Genomic DNA, 15,942 nt, shown 5'->3' with positions numbered 1-15,942 from the left:
TCTAAAGGCGTACGGGCATCCGGCCGCCGCCGCCCGCGGGGACCGCACCGCACGCACCCCAACTGCACCGACCACGCTCAGCAGCCGCCCGGACACACCTCCGGCCCGGCGGCTGGGCCCGGCTCAAGGGAGAGGCCATGGCAGGCAAGCCGCCCGCGTCGGACCCGATCCAGGACGCGCCCGAGGTCACGGCACCGGAGCATTCCGCCGTCGGCCTGCCGGCCATCAAACACGCGCTGCGCGTGTCCCAGCAGCAGATGGGCGTGCGCCGCACGGCGCTCACGCTGCTCCGGGTCAACCAGAAGGACGGCTTCGACTGCCCCGGCTGCGCCTGGCCCGAGCCCGAGCACCGGCACGCGGCCGAGTTCTGCGAGAACGGCGCCAAGGCGGTGGCCGAGGAGGCCACGCTGCGCCGCGTCACCCCGGAGTTCTTCGCCGCCCACCCGGTCTCCGACCTCGCGGACCGCAGCGGCTACTGGCTCGGCCAGCAGGGCCGGCTGACCCATCCCGTATACCTGCCCGAGGGCGCCGACCGCTACGAGCCGGTGTCCTGGGAGCGAGCCTTCGACATCATCGCCGAGGAGCTGACCGCCCTCGACTCCCCCGACGAGGCCGTCTTCTACACCTCGGGGCGTACGAGCAACGAGGCCGCCTTCCTCTACCAGCTCTTCGCCCGCGAATTCGGCACGAACAACCTGCCCGACTGCTCCAACATGTGCCACGAGTCCTCCGGCTCCGCGCTCACGGAGACCATCGGCATCGGCAAGGGCAGCGTCCTGCTGGAAGACCTGTACAAAGCCGATCTGATCATCGTCGCCGGGCAGAACCCGGGCACCAACCACCCCCGGATGCTCTCCGCGCTGGAGCAGGCCAAGAACGGCGGCGCGAAGATCATCTCGATCAATCCGCTGCCCGAGGCGGGCCTGGAGCGCTTCAAGAACCCGCAGACCCCGCGCGGCCTCGCCGGCCGCGGCACCGCCCTGACCGACCTCTTCCTCCAGGTGCGCATCGGCGGCGACCAGGCCCTCTTCCGTACGCTGAACCGGCTCATCCTGGAGACCGAAGGCGCGGTCGACACCGCGTTCATCGAGGAGCACACCCACGGCTTCGAGGAGTTCGCGGCGGCGGCCCGCGCGGACACCGACTGGGAGGCGACGCTCGCCGCCACCGGCCTGACCCGCGCGGAGATAGAGCGCGCCCTGGAGATGGTCCTGGAGTCGCGGCGCACGATCGTGTGCTGGGCCATGGGCCTGACCCAGCACAAGCACTCCGTCCCCACCATCCAGGAAGTCGTCAACTTCCTGCTGCTGCGCGGCAACATCGGCCGCCCCGGCGCCGGCGTCTGCCCCGTGCGCGGCCACAGCAACGTGCAGGGCGACCGCACGATGGGCATCTTCGAGCGCCCCGCGCCCGCCTTCCTGGACGCCCTGGAGAAGGAGTTCGGCTTCGCGCCGCCCCGTGAGCACGGCTACGACGTCGTACGGGCCATCCGCGCCCTGCGCGACGGCGACGCCAAGGTCTTCTTCGCGATGGGCGGCAACTTCGTCTCCGCCACCCCGGACACGGAGGTCACCGAGGCCGCCGTGCGCCGCGCCCGGCTCACCGTGCACGTCTCCACCAAGCTCAACCGCTCCCACGTGGTCACCGGCGCCCGCGCCCTGATCCTGCCCACCCTGGGCCGTACGGAGCGCGACGTGCAGGCGGGCGGCGAGCAGTTCGTGACCGTCGAGGACTCCATGGGCATGGTGCACGCCTCCCGCGGCCGGCTGGCGCCCGCGAGCGCGCACCTGCTCTCCGAGCCGGCCATCGTCGCCCGCCTCGCCCGCCGCGTCCTCGGCGAGAACAGCGCCACGCCCTGGGAGGAGTTCGAGAAGGACTACGCCACCATCCGCGACCGGATCGCCCGCGTCGTCCCCGGCTTCGAGGACTTCAACACCAAGGTCGCCAGGCCCGGCGGCTTCACCCTCCCGCACGCCCCGCGCGACCAGCGCAGGTTCCCCACCGCCACCGGCAAGGCCAACTTCACGGCCGCGCCCGTGGAGTACCCGCACCTGCCCGAGGGGCGGCTCCTCCTCCAGACGCTGCGCTCGCACGACCAGTACAACACCACGATCTACGGCCTCGACGACCGCTACCGCGGCATCAAGAACGGCCGCCGCGTCGTCCTGGTCAACCCCGAGGACGCCCGCGCGCTGGGCGTCGCCGACGGCTCGTACACCGACCTGGTCAGCGAGTGGACGGACGGCACGGAGCGGCGCGCGCCCGGCTTCCGCGTCGTCCACTACCCGACCGCGCGCGGCTGCGCGGCGGCGTACTACCCGGAGACCAACGTCCTGGTGCCGCTCGACCACACCGCCGACACCAGCAACACCCCTGCCTCCAAGTCGCTGGTGATCCGCCTGGAGCCGGCGGCGCCCGAAGCCTGACGCGCGGCGTGCACGGCCTCCGGCCCGGGGCCCGCCCCGGGCCGGAGGTCCGCTCAGTAGCCTGATAAGAACATGCACGACTCAACGACCGGCATCGGACCGGCCGTACCGGTACGCCGCACGGACACCACGGGCACACGAACGGAGCCGCAGGACATGGGCGAGCAGAGCGCGACCAAGTTTCCGCAGGAGATCATCGACCAGTGGGCCGAGCCGGGCCTGGACCTCGCCGCGCTGTTCTCCGCCGGACACCTCGGTACGCGCATGAGCGTGCAGGTCCTGGAGGCCGCGCCGGAGCGGGTCGTCGGCACCATGCCCGTCGAGGGCAACACCCAGCCGTACGGCCTCCTGCACGGCGGCGCGTCCGCGGTGCTCGCCGAGACCCTCGGCTCGGTCGGCGCGATGCTGCACGGCGGCCCCGCCAAGATGGCGGTCGGCGTCGACCTGAACTGCACCCACCACCGCGGCGCCCGCTCCGGCCTGGTCACCGGCGTCGCCACTCCCGTGCACCGCGGCCGCTCCTCCGCCACGTACGAGATCGTCATCACCGACGACAGCGACAAGCGGGTGTGCAGCGCCCGGCTGACCTGCATGCTGCGCGACGTGGACGCGTCGGCGTACCGCAACTGAGACCGGCCCGCCGGAGCACCCGGCACCGCACTGCGGCCCCGTTCCTGTACCAGGGAGCGGGGCCGCCGTGCGTCCGCGGGCGCGCGGCCCCATCCCGTACGCCGCCGCCCGCCATCACACTCCGTAGTCCGCGCCGCCGGCACGCCCGCCGCCGGACTCCCTCTTTTCCCTCGTTCGCGCACCCGTCCCGCACGCCCCATCCGATATGCGGACACCCGCGCCAAGATCAACCCCAAATCCCCTGCGCAAAGTGCGAGTTCACGCTCCGCCCAGCGTCCGTACGCGATGTAAGGAGCATGAGGGCAAAACGCTCATCGACGGTCATAACAAGAGCGTCACATCCTGGTCAGCGGCTCTGTCAGGGCACGCGGCACCGCTCTAGAGTCACCGCCAGTCACCGCGCCGCCGGGCGCGCCCGGCACGGATCCGGTACCACCCCCGTACGGCCCGGCGCGCGCACCGGTCGTGCGACGCGCGCCGACCGCGCCAGGGAAAGGACTGATCGTGCATCACCGTTCCTTGCTCATACTCACCACCGCGGTCACCGCAGGCGCCCTCACCCTGACCGCTTGCGGCTCCCGCGACGAGGGCTCGAAGGGCGGCGAGGGCTCGAAGACGTCCGTCACCATCGGCCTCGACGCCCCGATCACCGGCGAGCTCTCCGCCCTGGGCCTGGGCATCCGCAACTCCGCACAGCTCGCCGTCGACAACGCCAACAAGGCCGGTGAGGTCAAGGGCGTCACCTTCAAGCTCGAACCCCTCGACGACAAGGCGCAGGCCAACGTCGGCCAGCAGAACGCCACCAAACTCGCCGGCGACAAGGACGTCCTGGGCATCGTCGGCCCGCTGAACTCCAGCGTCGCCCAGTCCATGCAGCAGGTCGCCCAGCAGAGCGGTGTGGCCCTGATCTCCCCCGCCAACACCACCCCCGACCTCACCCAGGGCAAGGACTGGAAGCAGAACAAGCGCACACGGCAGTTCTCCACCTACTTCCGCACGGCCACCACCGACGAGGTGCAGGGCGCCTTCGACGGCCAGTTCGCCTGGGAGAAGGGCAAGTTCAAGAACGCCTACGTCATCGACGACCAGAAGACCTACGGCGCGGGCCTCGCCGCTTCCTTCAAGGCCCAGTTCACCAAGCTGGGCGGCAAGGTCGTCGGCTCCGAGCACGTCAACCCCGAGGACCGCGACTTCAAGGCCGTGGTCGCCAAGGTCAAGGCGGCCAAGCCGGACGTGGTCTTCTACGGAGGCGAGTACCCCGCGGCCGGCCCGCTGAGCCAGCAGCTCAAGGACGGCGGCGTCTCCGCGCCCCTGATGGGCGGCGACGGCATGTACAGCGCCGACTACATCCAGCTCAACAAGAAGGCCCAGGGAGACTACGCCTCCTCCGTGGGCAAGCCCGTCGAACAGCTCGAATCCGCCAAGAAGTTCATCGCCGACTACAAGGCCGCCGGCTACAAGGACCGCTACGAGGCGTACGGCGGCTCCACGTACGACGCCACCTGGGCCGTCATCCAGGCCGTCAAGAAGGTCGTCGCGGACAACGGCGGCAAGCTGCCCTCCGACGCCCGCAAGAAGGTCGTCGACGCCCTGAACAAGGTTTCCTTCGACGGCGTCACCGGGCATGTCGCCTTCGACCAGTACGGCGACACCACCAACACCATGATCACCGCGTACCAGGTCGACCAGGGCAAGTGGGTCGCCCGCTTCAGCGCCGAGTTCAAGAAGTTCGACAAGGCCGGCAAGAGCTGAGTCCTGCGAGCCGACCGCCCCGCCGAGGCCGGCGGGCCCCCGGGCCGTACGACGGCCGCCGGGCCCGCCGGCCCCCGCCGCACACCCCACCGGCCAGTGCCCCCGGCCCGCGCCAGGACGCCACGAACGACCCGGCGCCGCCCGCGGTACACGGGCTGCCGCCACCGCCCGTACCCTCTTCCCACCCCACGGAGGCCCTGCGGTGAACGAACTGCCGCAACAGCTGGCCAACGGACTCATCCTCGGCGCGATGTACGGACTCATCGCGATCGGCTACACGATGGTCTACGGCATCGTCCAGCTCATCAACTTCGCCCACGGCGAGATCTTCATGGTCGGCGGCTTCGGCGCGCTGACCGTCTTCCTCCTCCTGCCCTCCGGTGTCAACCTCCTGTACGCGCTCCCGCTGATGCTCGTCGGGGCCGTGCTGGTCTCGGTCCTCGTCGGCGTGGCAGCGGAACGATTCGCCTACCGTCCGCTGCGCGGCGCACCCCGCCTCGCCCCCCTCATCACCGCCATCGGCCTGTCCATCGCCCTCCAGCAGGCCGTCTGGAAGTGGTACCCCGAAGGCAACAAGGCCCGCGTCTTCCCCCAGTTCAAGGGCGACTCCTTCACCATCCTCGGCGCCACCGTCCAGCGCGGCGACATCTTCGTCCTCATCGCCGCCCCCGTCTGCATGATCGCCCTCGGCTTCTTCGTCTCCCGCACCCGCAGCGGCCGCGCCATGCAGGCCACCGCCCAGGACCCGGACACCGCCAAACTCATGGGCGTCAACACCGACCGGATCATCGTGCTGGCCTTCGCCATCGGCGCCGCCTTCGCGGGCGTCGCCGCCGTCGCCTACGGACTGCGCACCGGCGAGGTGCAGTTCCGCATGGGCTTCATCCTCGGCCTCAAGGCGTTCACCGCCGCCGTGCTCGGCGGCATCGGCAACATCTACGGCGCCATGCTCGGCGGCGTCGTCCTCGGCGTCGCCGAAGCGCTCGCCACCGGCTACGTCGAGGAGATACCCGGCATGCAGCAGTTCGGCGGCGGCGCCTGGAAGGACGTCTGGGCCTTCGTCCTCCTCATCCTCGTACTCCTCCTGAGGCCACAGGGCCTGCTCGGCGAACGCGTCGCGGATCGGGCGTGATAGCGATGACCACCCCACCCACCACCGGCGCCGCACCCCAGCACCGCCCCGGCGTCCTGCCCCTGCCCGAACGCGGCGCCCTCCTCACCACCGCGGCCGCCGCCCTCGCCACCGCCGCCTCCACCGCTCTCGCCTGGACCTGGAGCAGCGAGTTCCCCGGCGACCTCACCTACTACGGCTCCCCCGCCGGCCTGCAACTGATCACCCTCGCCGGCGGCATCCTCACCCTCCTCTTCGCCCTCTCCGGCCTCGGCGTCCGCGGCCTCGGCTGGCTCACCCCCGCCGGCCGCACCGCCCCCACCCTGCTCGCCGCCCTCGCCACCTTCGCCGCCACCTGGTTCACCCTCGCCGCCATCGCCGTACAGCTCGGCGGGCTGGTCAACCTCGACCCCGGCGGATTCATCGCGGGCGCCGCCGCGCTCGCCGCGCTCCTCGGCGCCCTCGGCCTGCCCGCCGACCGCACCGCCCCAGCGGGCCGGCCGGCCGGCCCGGCACCCGGCGCCTGGCAGCGCTTCACCGGCGCCCTCGCGCCCGTACCGTTGCGCAAACCCGTCCGCGCGCTGCCCGCCTGGGGCGAGATCCTCGTCATCGCCGCCGCGATCGGCGCCGGACTGTACGTCTTCACGTACGGCATCGACGCGGACGACGGCCCGCCCTTCGTCGGCTACCTGATCTTCGTCGCGCTCGCCGCACCCGCCCTCCAGCGCGCCGGACTCACCGGCCGCCTCAGCGAGATCACCGCCCGGCACCGCGGCTTCGCGCTGACCGCCGCCTTCGTCGCCGCCGCCTGCTTCCCCCTCACCCAGGAAACCGACCAGTATACGATCATCGGCGCCAACATCCTCGTCTTCGCCACCGTCGCCCTCGGCCTGAACGTCGTCGTCGGCCTCGCCGGACTCCTCGACCTCGGGTACGTCGCCTTCCTCGGCGTCGGCGCCTACGCCGCCGCCCTGGTCTCCGGCAGCCCCGAATCCGCCCTCGGCCTGCACTTCCCGTTCTGGGCCGCACTGCTCACCGGCGCCGCCGCCTCCCTCGTCTTCGGCGTCCTGATCGGCGCCCCCACCCTGCGGCTGCGCGGCGACTACCTCGCCATCGTCACCCTCGGCTTCGGCGAGATCTTCCGTATCGCCATGCTCAACCTCAACGGCACCACGGGACCCGACGTCACCAACGGCGCCATGGGCATCCCCAACATCCCCAACCTGGAGATCTTCGGCTTCAACTTCGGCGAACCCCACGACATCCTCGGCTTCACCATCGCCACCTACGGCAACTACTACCTCCTGATGATCCTCGTCACCGCCTTCGTCGTCCTGGTCTTCCGCCGCGCCGCCGCCTCCCGCATCGGCCGCGCCTGGATCGCCATCCGCGAGGACGAGACCGCCGCCGTCGCCATGGGCATCAACAGCTTCCGGCTGCGCCTGCTCGCCTTCGCCCTCGGCGCCGCCCTCGCCGGACTCGCCGGCACCGTCCACGTCCACATCGTCACCACCGCCACCCCTGAGCAGTTCCAGTTCGCCGGCCCCACCCCGCCGAACTCCGCCTTCCTCCTCGCCGCCGTCATCCTCGGCGGCATGGGCACCCTCAGCGGCCCCCTGGTCGGCGCGGCCCTGCTCTTCCTGATCCCCGCCAAACTCGACTTCCTCCAGGACTACCAGCTGCTCCTGTTCGGCCTCGCGCTCGTCCTGCTCATGCGCTTCCGGCCGGAGGGCCTGATCCCGGACCGCAGGAAGCAGCTCGAATTCCACGAGACCGGCCAGCTCGATGTACCGCCCGACACCGGCCTGCCCGAACGGGACCAGGCCATCGGGAAAGGCGTGACGCGACCATGACCACACCCACCACCATCGGCACGGCCGGTACCGTCCTGGAAGCCGCCGGCGTCACCATGCGCTTCGGCGGCCTGACCGCCGTACGCGGCGTGGACCTCACCGTACGGAGCGGCGAGATCGTCGGCCTCATCGGCCCCAACGGCGCCGGCAAGACCACCTTCTTCAACTGCCTCACCGGCCTCTACGTCCCCACCGAGGGCACCGTCAGCTACCGGGGCACCCGCCTCTCCCGCAAACCCCACCTCGTCACCAAGGCCGGCATCGCCCGCACCTTCCAGAACATCCGCCTCTTCGCCAACATGACCGTCCTGGAAAACACCCTCGTCGGACGCCACACCCGCACCAAGGAAGGACTCTGGTCCGCCCTCCTGCGCGGCCCCGGCTTCCGCAAAGCGGAACGCTCTTCCGAGGAACGCGCCCTCGAACTCCTGGAATTCACCGGCCTCGCCGCCAAACGCGACCACCTCGCCCGCAACCTCCCGTACGGCGAACAGCGCAAACTGGAGATCGCCCGCGCCCTCGCCAGCGACCCCGGCCTCCTCCTGCTCGACGAACCCACCGCCGGCATGAACCCCCAGGAGACCCGCGCCACCCAGGACCTCGTCCTCGCCATCCGCGACCAGGGCACCGCCGTCCTCGTCATCGAGCACGACATGCGCTTCATCTTCAACCTCTGCGACCGCGTCGCCGTCCTCGTCCAGGGCGAAAAACTCGTCGAAGGCACCTCCGAGGTCGTCCAGGCCGACGAACGCGTCATCGCCGCCTACCTGGGCACGCCCTTCGAGGACGCACCCGGGGCCGAGGAAGCGGCGGAGGTACGGGCGGCGGAGGAGGCGCGGGACGGGGACCGGGGGGCCGGGGCCGCACCAGGGGACTCGCCCACGGACGCGCCGTCCGGCCCCTCCGCCCCGGAAGGAGGCGCCCGATGACCACGCCCCCGCTCCTCCAGGTCGAGGACCTGCGCGTCGCCTACGGCAAGATCGAAGCAGTCAAGGGCATCTCGTTCTCCGTCGAGGCCGGCCAGGTCGTCACCCTCATCGGCACCAACGGCGCCGGCAAGACCACCACCCTGCGCACCCTCTCCGGCCTGCTCAAACCCCTCGCCGGAAAGATCACCTTCGACGGCGCGCCGCTCACCGGCGTACCCGCCCACAAGATCGTCGAACGCGGCCTCGCCCACTCCCCCGAAGGCCGCCGCCTCTTCCCCCGCCTGACCATCGCCGAGAACCTCAAGCTCGGAGCGTTCCTGCGCAAGGACACGGCCGGCATCGAAGCCGACATCCGGCGCGTCTACGAACTCTTCCCCATCCTCGGCGAACGCAGCCGCCAGGCGTCCGGCACCCTCTCCGGCGGCGAACAGCAGATGCTCGCCATGGGCCGCGCCCTGATGTCCCGGCCGAAACTGCTCATGCTGGACGAGCCCTCCATGGGCCTGTCCCCCATCATGATGCAGAAGATCATGGACACCATCCGCGAGCTGCGGAACCAGGGCACCACCATCCTCCTGGTCGAACAGAACGCCCAGGCCGCCCTCTCCCTCGCCGATCACGGCCACGTCATGGAAACCGGCACCGTCGTCCTGTCCGGCACCGGCCAGGAACTGCTCCACGACGAGTCGGTACGGAAGGCGTATCTGGGAGAGGACTGAGCGGGCACCCCACACGAAGAAGGGCTGTGCCGGTCGGTGACCGGCACAGCCCTTCCAGCAGGCGAGGAAGGCTCTACTCCTTCCCCTCCTTCTCCTTCTTCTGCTTCTTCTCCTCGGCGTCCTCGATGACGGCCTCGGCGACCTGCTGCATGGACAGCCGGCGGTCCATCGACGTCTTCTGGATCCAGCGGAACGCGGCCGGCTCGGTCAGCCCGTACTGGGTCTGCAGGACGCTCTTCGCACGGTCCACCAGCTTGCGGGTCTCCAGCCGCTGGGTGAGGTCGGCGACCTCCTTCTCCAGCGTCTTCAGCTCCGTGAAGCGGCTCACGGCCATCTCGATCGCCGGCACCACGTCACTCTTGCTGAACGGCTTGACGAGGTACGCCATGGCCCCCGCGTCCCGCGCCCGCTCCACGAGTTCGCGCTGCGAGAACGCGGTGAGCATCAGCACCGGGGCGATGCTCTCCCCGGCGATCCGCTCCGCGGCGGAGATCCCGTCCAGGATCGGCATCTTCACATCCAGGATCACCAGGTCGGGCCGGTGCTCCCGCGCCAGCTCCACGGCTTTCTCCCCGTCCCCGGCCTCACCGACGACGGTGTAGCCCTCCTCCTCCAGCATCTCTTTGAGATCGAGACGGATGAGGGCCTCGTCCTCGGCGATGACCACACGGGTCGTCTGCGGCGGGACATGCGACTGGTCGTCGTCGGCGACGGGCTGCTCGGGCTCGGCGGCGCTCACGGGTCTCCTCGTTCCAGGCAGGTGGTGCCATTGCAGCCTACCTAGCGGCGACCGCTTAGCGGCACACGGTATGGTGTCCTAAGCAACCGGCCCGGTTGGTGGAACTGGCGAGACACGCGGCTCTCAAACAGCCGTGCCCTTTGGGCGTGTGGGTTCGAATCCCACACCGGGCACCTCTCCCGCGCAAAGCGGACGATCCCATTCTCGTGAAGTATGAGCGTTACGTCACGCACCCTCGACTTCATCACACAGAGTTATGGCATGACATCGCATAGCTCTGAAGTGCGCCTCAAAGCCTTGTCCCTGCTCCGTTCGGGCTCGAAGAACGCGGACGTCGCCCGGGCGCTCGACGTGCCGCTCGGTACGGTCAGCTACTGGCTGCACGTGGACCGTTCGAAACGCGGAGCATGCCCGGGCCCGCACAACCCCCAGTGCCCTCGGTGCGACGGGCGCCCTCTCGATGAGGCCGCCTACTCCTACCTGCTGGCCCTCTATCTGGGCGACGGCCACATCATCCAGTACTCCCAGCATCGTGTCCCGAGCCTCATGATCGCCTGCGGCGACGCCTGGCCGGGCCTGATGAACGAGTGCGAAGCCGCTATGCGCGCGGTCTTCCCGGACAATTCCGTATGCCGCGTGCGCCGGACCGGCTGCCATAACGTGAAGGTGTACTCCAAACACCTCTGGTGCCTGTTCCCGCAGCACGGCGCCGGTAAGAAGCACGACCGGCCGATCGTCCTGGAGCCGTGGCAGCAGTGCATCGTGGACACCCACCCGTGGAAATTCATCCGCGGGCTGGTCCATTCCGACGGCTGCCGCATCACGAACTGGACCACACGTATGGTCGGCGGCCAGAAGAAGCGTTACGAATATCCACGCTACTTCTTCACCAACAAGTCCGACGACATCCGAAGGCTCTGCTCGGACACCCTCACCAAGGTGGGCGTCGAGTGGACGACACTCGCACGCGGCAGCGATCCGTTCAACATCTCCGTGGCCAAACGCCCCTCCGTAGCCCTCATGGACGCCCACATCGGCCCGAAGTACTGACTTTCCCCCGGCAGTCCAACCGTGTATGCCATCACCGCACGTAAACACGCCCTGGCAGCTTCAGCTGTGCCGACGCTTGGCCAGGGCTCATCGATGCCTACCGTACGGCCATTACGCGGATGAAGGCCGCCAACAGCGTCTGTCTAGTGAGTAAGCAGAGGTGCGTCATGGTGTCCAGTTACAGTCGGCACTGGATCTGTCTGTTGCCCCAGCACGGGCCGGGTAAGCCCACATACTGACGCAACCGCCACAACTCCCGCGCTACTTCGGCGAGTCCTCCTCCCCGATCCGATGCACCCGGACGAGGTTGGTCGTCCCGGCAACACCAGGGGGTGAGCCGGCGGTGATGATGACGATGTCGCCGGGTTCGCAGCGGCCGATGCGGAGGAGTTGTTCGTCTACCTGGGCGACCATTTCGTCGGTGGAGTCGACCTTGGGGCCGAGGAAGGTTTCCACGCCCCAGGTGAGGTTGAGCTGGGAGCGGGTGGCCGGTTCGGGGGTGAAGGCGAGGAGGGGGATGGGGGAACGGTAGCGGGAGAGGCGGCGGACGGTGTCGCCGGACTGGGTGAAGGCGACGAGGAATTTGGCGCCGAGGAAGTCGCCCATTTCGGCTGCGGCGCGGGCGACGGCGCCGCCCTGGGTGCGGGGCTTGTTGCGGTCGGTGAGCGCGGGCAGGCCCTTGGCGAGGATGTCCTCCTCGGCCGCGGTGACGATGCGGGCCATGGTGCGTACGGTCTCGGTGGCGTATTTGCCGACGCTGGTCTCGCCGGAGAGCATCACGGCGTCGGTGCCGTCGATGACGGCGTTGGCGACGTCGGACGCCTCGGCGCGGGTGGGCCGGGAGTTCTCGATCATCGAGTCGAGCATCTGGGTGGCGACGATGACCGGCTTGGCGTTGCGCCTGGCCAGTTTGATGGCGCGCTTCTGTACGACCGGGACCGTCTCCAGCGGCATTTCGACGCCGAGGTCGCCGCGGGCGACCATGATGCCGTCGAAGGCGGCCACGATGTCGTCGATCGCGTCCACGGCCTGCGGCTTCTCGACCTTGGCGATGACGGGCCGGAAGCGGTTCTCCTCGCGCATGATGCGGTGTACGTCGTCGACGTCGGCGCCGCTGCGGACGAAGGACAGGGCGATGATGTCGGCGCCGATGCGCAGCGCCCAGCGCAGGTCCTCGCAGTCCTTCTCGGAGAGGGCGGGCACGGAGACGGCCACGCCGGGGAGGTTGAGGCCCTTGTGGTCGGAGACCATGCCGCCTTCGACGACCTTGGTGTGCACCTCGGTGCCGCGGACGTCGGTGACCTGGAGGGTGACCTTGCCGTCGTCGACGAGGATGCGCTCGCCGGGGGTGACGTCGTCGGCGAGTCCTTCGTAGGTGGTGCCGCAGCAGTGGCGGTCGCCTTCGACGCCGGGGCGGACGGTGATGGTGAAGGCGTCGTCGCGTTCGAGAAGTACAGGGCCTTCGCGGAAGCGGCCGAGGCGGATCTTCGGACCTTGAAGGTCGGCGAGGACGCCGACGCTGCGGCCGGTCTCCTCGGACGCTTTGCGTACCCGCTCGTAGCGCGCCTCGTGGTCGGCGTAGGTGCCGTGGCTGAGGTTGAAGCGGGCGATGTCCATTCCGGCTTCGACGAGTGCCTTGATCTGCTCGTACGAGTCGGTGGCGGGCCCCAGTGTGCAGACGATCTTTGCTCGGCGCATGGTCCGACCCTACGACCTACTCATAGGTAGGGAACTGTGGGAAAGCGACTGCCCAACGGCCTTTGCGTGAAAGGCTCTTGACAACTAATTGAATGGGCAGATCGGCGCTCCGATGAGCGGATGAACGGGGCGGTGAAGGGGGCGGCCGAGTGGCGCCGGTGCCCCGTCGCGTGGTGTCACAGTTGCGGGCGCGTCATCGTGAAGCGGGCGTTGACCTGTGCGTACACCTCCTGCCGTGCGGGTTCGAGGTCGAGGGCGGGGGCGCTTTCGGCCGCTCCCCCGTAGGCGGCGGAGCGGAACGCGGCACCGGGGACGGGCATCGGCGTGGCGTTCTCGGCCCCGGTGTCGGCGATTTCGAGGACGGCGTCGAGGCGCGCGCCGAGTGCTTCGGCGTATTCGCGGGCGCGCTGGACGGCGTCCTGTACGGCCTGCCGGCGGGCTTCGCGGTGGGCGGGCGAGTCGGGGCGCAGGGCCCACCAGGGGCCGTCGACGCGGGTGAGGTCGAGGTCGGCGAGGCGGGTGGTGAGTTCGCCGAGGGCGGTGAAGTCGGTAAGGGTGGCGGTGATGCGGACGCGTCCGTGGTAGGCGCGGACCCTTTCGTGGCGGCCTTTGGCGGTGATCTCGGGGGTGACGGAGAAGGCGCCGGTGTCGACTTTCTCGACGGCTTCGCCGTAGCTCTTGACGAGGGCGATGGCCTGGTCGTTGCGGTGGGTGAGGTCTTCGAGGGTGGCGGTGCGGTCGGTGCCGCGGGCCTGGACGGTGATGTCGATCCGGGCGATCTCGGGGTCGGCCTCGATGTGGGCCTCGCCGCGGACGGCGAGGCGGGGCGCTTCGGGGGTGCCGTACGGGAGAGGGGTGCCGTACGGGAGGGCGGCGGGCCGGGTGTCGGGGTCGGTCATGGGGGCAGCCTGGCACGGGGCGGGGCGTTTGTCAGGGAGCGGTCCGGCGGCGCGGTCATCTGATCGCAACCTGTAAGGGGTGTTGTGGATGGGGTTGCTGAGCCAGAATCTACGCGCGTTGTCCATGGGTGTCGTGGCTTTCGGCGTTGCCGTGGCCGCCGTCCGCCGCCGTGTTTCGTCAAGGGAGATGTACATGCCGCTCGGCCGTAGGAAGTTCCTGGGGAGTTCGGTCGCCACGGGCGCGGGGGCCGCGCTCATCGGTACGGCGGGGCCGGCGGCGGCCGCGCCGGTGTCCGGCGGCCGTGCACGGCCCGCGCGGCGTTACGCGTTCACGGTGATGGGCACGACGGATCTGCACGGGAATGTCTTCAACTGGGATTACGCGACCGACGCGGAATTCGACGACAAGGACCACAACGATGTGGGCCTGGCGAAGATATCGACGCTGGTGCGGCGGGTCAGGGCGGAGAAGGGCACGCGCCATACGCTGCTGATCGACGCGGGTGACACGATCCAGGGCACGCAGCTGGCGTATTACTACGCGAAGGTGGAGCCGATCACCGGGCCGAACGGTCCGGTGCATCCGATGGCGAAGGCGATGAACGCCATCGGTTATGACGCGGCGGCGCTCGGTAACCACGAGTTCAATTACGGTATCGAGGTGCTGCGCAAGTTCCAGGACAGCTGCGATTTTCCGCTGCTGGGGGCGAACGCGGTGGACGCGAAGTCGCTGCGTCCGGCGTTTCCGCCGTACTGGATGAAGCGGCTGCGTACGCCGTGCGGCCGGGATGTGAAGGTGGCCGTGCTGGGGCTGACGAACCCCGGTATCGCGATCTGGGACAAGGCTCATGTGCAGGGGAAGCTGGCGTTTCCGGGGCTGGAGGAGCAGGCCGCGAAGTGGGTGCCGAAGCTGCGCTCGATGGGCGCGGACGTGGTGATCGTCTCCGCGCATTCGGGGGCGAGCGGCACTTCGTCGTACGGGGATCAGCTGCCGTACGTGGAGAACGCGGCGGCGCTGGTGGCGGAGCAGGTGCCGGGGATCGACGCGATTCTGGTGGGGCACGCGCATGTGGAGGTGCCGGAGCGGCGGGTGGTGAACCGCGCGACGGGGCGCGAGGTGGTGCTGTCGGAGCCGCTGAAGTGGGGCCAGCGGCTGACGCTCTTCGATTTTGAACTGGTGCTTTCGCGTGGGCGCTGGTCGGTGGAGTCGGTGTCGGCGAAGGTGCTGAATTCCAATACCGTGCCGGAGGATCCGCGGATCACGCGGCTGCTGCGTACGGAGCAGCGGAAGGTGGTGGCCTATGTCAATCAGGTCATCGGGCGGTCGAAGGCGGAGATGACGGCGGCCGAGGCGCCGTACAAGGACACGCCGGTGCTGGATTTCATCGCGTACGTACAGGCGGAGGCGGTACGGAAGGCGCTGGCGGACGGGGAGCACGCGAAGCTGCCGGTGCTGTCGCAGGCGTCGTGTTTCTCGCGGACGGCGGCGGTGCCGGCGGGTGAGGTGACGATCCGGTCGATGGCCGCGCTGTATCCCTTCGACAACACGCTGGAGGCGCGGATTCTGACCGGGAAGCAGCTGCGGGATTATCTGGAGTTCTCCGCGCGGTATTACGTGCGGACGCCTGCGGGCGGCCCGGTCGATCCGGCGAAGCTGACCAACGCGGACGGCATTCCGGATTACAACTATGACGCGGTGAGCGGCGTTTCGTACGAGATCGATGTCGCGCGGGAGCCGGGGCGGCGGATCGGGAAGCTGCTGTTCGAGGGGAAGCCGGTCGCGGACGACGCGCGGTTCGTGCTGGCGGTGAACAACTACCGGGCGAGCGGTGGCGGGAACTTCCCGCATGTGGCGAAGGCGCCGCAGGTGTGGTCCACGTCGGAGGAGATCCGTAACGTGATCATCAACTGGGTGAAGGAGACCGGGGAGATCGACGGTGCGCGGTTCGCTTCGGTGGACTGGCGGCTGACCCGGGACGGGGTACCGGTGTTCTGAGGTCCGTCGTGCGTACGGCCCGGTGTTGCGGCCGTACGGAAGGCCCAGGTGTCCGTGTGTGCGGCGCCTGGGCCGGGCGGGTCAGGGGTTTTCGATGAGGGTGGAGTTGGGGCGGGGGGCGGCGGAGCGGGGTGGTGAGG

At 69.6% G+C, this 15,942-nt stretch carries 12 protein-coding genes and 1 tRNA gene; 10 read left to right on the top strand and 3 right to left on the bottom strand.

Features of this window, described 5'->3' with window-relative positions; translation table 11 throughout:
• Window positions 1-137: 137 nt before the first annotated feature.
• The 7 genes from ADK86_RS02385 to ADK86_RS02355 all read left to right on the top strand — a co-directional run bounded on the left by ADK86_RS02385 (window position 138) and on the right by ADK86_RS02355 (window position 9,420).
• Window positions 138-2,426, top strand: coding sequence for an FdhF/YdeP family oxidoreductase (locus ADK86_RS02385; protein ID WP_053695028.1), 2,289 nt, complete (start codon window positions 138-140; stop codon window positions 2,424-2,426).
• Window positions 2,427-2,582: 156 nt separating this feature from the next.
• Window positions 2,583-3,056, top strand: coding sequence for a PaaI family thioesterase (locus ADK86_RS02380; protein WP_053695037.1), 474 nt, complete (start codon window positions 2,583-2,585; stop codon window positions 3,054-3,056).
• A 519-nt stretch (window positions 3,057-3,575) separates the two neighbouring features.
• Window positions 3,576-4,808, top strand: coding sequence for a branched-chain amino acid ABC transporter substrate-binding protein (locus ADK86_RS02375; protein ID WP_053695036.1), 1,233 nt, complete (start codon window positions 3,576-3,578; stop codon window positions 4,806-4,808).
• Between the two features lie 202 nt (window positions 4,809-5,010).
• The gene (locus tag ADK86_RS02370) at window positions 5,011-5,940 is read left to right on the top strand and encodes a branched-chain amino acid ABC transporter permease (protein WP_053695027.1); all 930 of its coding nucleotides are present in this window, start codon (window positions 5,011-5,013) and stop codon (window positions 5,938-5,940) included.
• A 5-nt stretch (window positions 5,941-5,945) separates the two neighbouring features.
• A complete protein-coding gene (locus ADK86_RS02365) occupies window positions 5,946-7,772 on the top strand; it encodes a branched-chain amino acid ABC transporter permease (protein WP_053695026.1) in 1,827 nt (608 codons plus the stop codon).
• Window positions 7,769-8,701 (top strand): ABC transporter ATP-binding protein, encoded by a 933-nt coding sequence (locus ADK86_RS02360; protein WP_053695025.1) that lies wholly within the window; start codon window positions 7,769-7,771, stop codon window positions 8,699-8,701. Before ADK86_RS02365 ends, ADK86_RS02360 begins: the two co-directional genes overlap by 4 nt.
• Window positions 8,698-9,420, top strand: coding sequence for an ABC transporter ATP-binding protein (locus ADK86_RS02355; RefSeq protein WP_003983895.1), 723 nt, complete (start codon window positions 8,698-8,700; stop codon window positions 9,418-9,420). The genes ADK86_RS02360 and ADK86_RS02355 overlap by 4 nt, the downstream gene beginning before the upstream one ends.
• Window positions 9,421-9,493: 73 nt before the next feature.
• On the opposite strand, the gene ADK86_RS02350 is transcribed toward ADK86_RS02355, so the two are convergent.
• Window positions 9,494-10,159 (bottom strand): ANTAR domain-containing response regulator, encoded by a 666-nt coding sequence (locus ADK86_RS02350; protein ID WP_053695024.1) that lies wholly within the window; start codon window positions 10,157-10,159, stop codon window positions 9,494-9,496.
• Between the two features lie 89 nt (window positions 10,160-10,248).
• On the opposite strand from ADK86_RS02350, the gene ADK86_RS02345 reads away from it, so the two are divergent.
• Both ADK86_RS02345 and ADK86_RS02340 read left to right on the top strand, forming a co-directional pair.
• Window positions 10,249-10,332: transfer RNA gene (locus ADK86_RS02345), tRNA-Leu, on the top strand.
• Between the two features lie 88 nt (window positions 10,333-10,420).
• Entirely contained in the window at window positions 10,421-11,209 is a 789-nt protein-coding gene (locus ADK86_RS02340) for a helix-turn-helix domain-containing protein (protein ID WP_053695023.1), read from the top strand.
• A gap of 261 nt (window positions 11,210-11,470) precedes the next feature.
• Here the strand turns inward: ADK86_RS02340 and pyk are convergent, their stop codons facing one another.
• Window positions 11,471-12,907, bottom strand: a complete 1,437-nt coding sequence (pyk, locus tag ADK86_RS02335; RefSeq protein WP_053695022.1) for a pyruvate kinase — start codon at window positions 12,905-12,907, stop codon at window positions 11,471-11,473.
• Window positions 12,908-13,083: 176 nt separating this feature from the next.
• Complete coding sequence (locus tag ADK86_RS02330) at window positions 13,084-13,806, bottom strand: SIMPL domain-containing protein (protein ID WP_053695021.1); 723 nt, start codon at window positions 13,804-13,806, stop codon at window positions 13,084-13,086.
• 193 nt (window positions 13,807-13,999) lie between these two features.
• Here ADK86_RS02330 and ADK86_RS02325 point away from each other — a divergent pair, with 193 nt between their 5' ends.
• Entirely contained in the window at window positions 14,000-15,802 is a 1,803-nt protein-coding gene (locus tag ADK86_RS02325; protein ID WP_053695020.1) for a bifunctional metallophosphatase/5'-nucleotidase, read from the top strand.
• Window positions 15,803-15,942 lie beyond the last annotated feature (140 nt).

This window comes from Streptomyces sp. NRRL F-5755 (assembly GCF_001279365.1).
In the GTDB taxonomy this organism is placed as follows: domain Bacteria; phylum Actinomycetota; class Actinomycetes; order Streptomycetales; family Streptomycetaceae; genus Streptomyces; species Streptomyces rimosus.
This window is presented reverse-complemented; position numbering and strand designations above follow the sequence as displayed.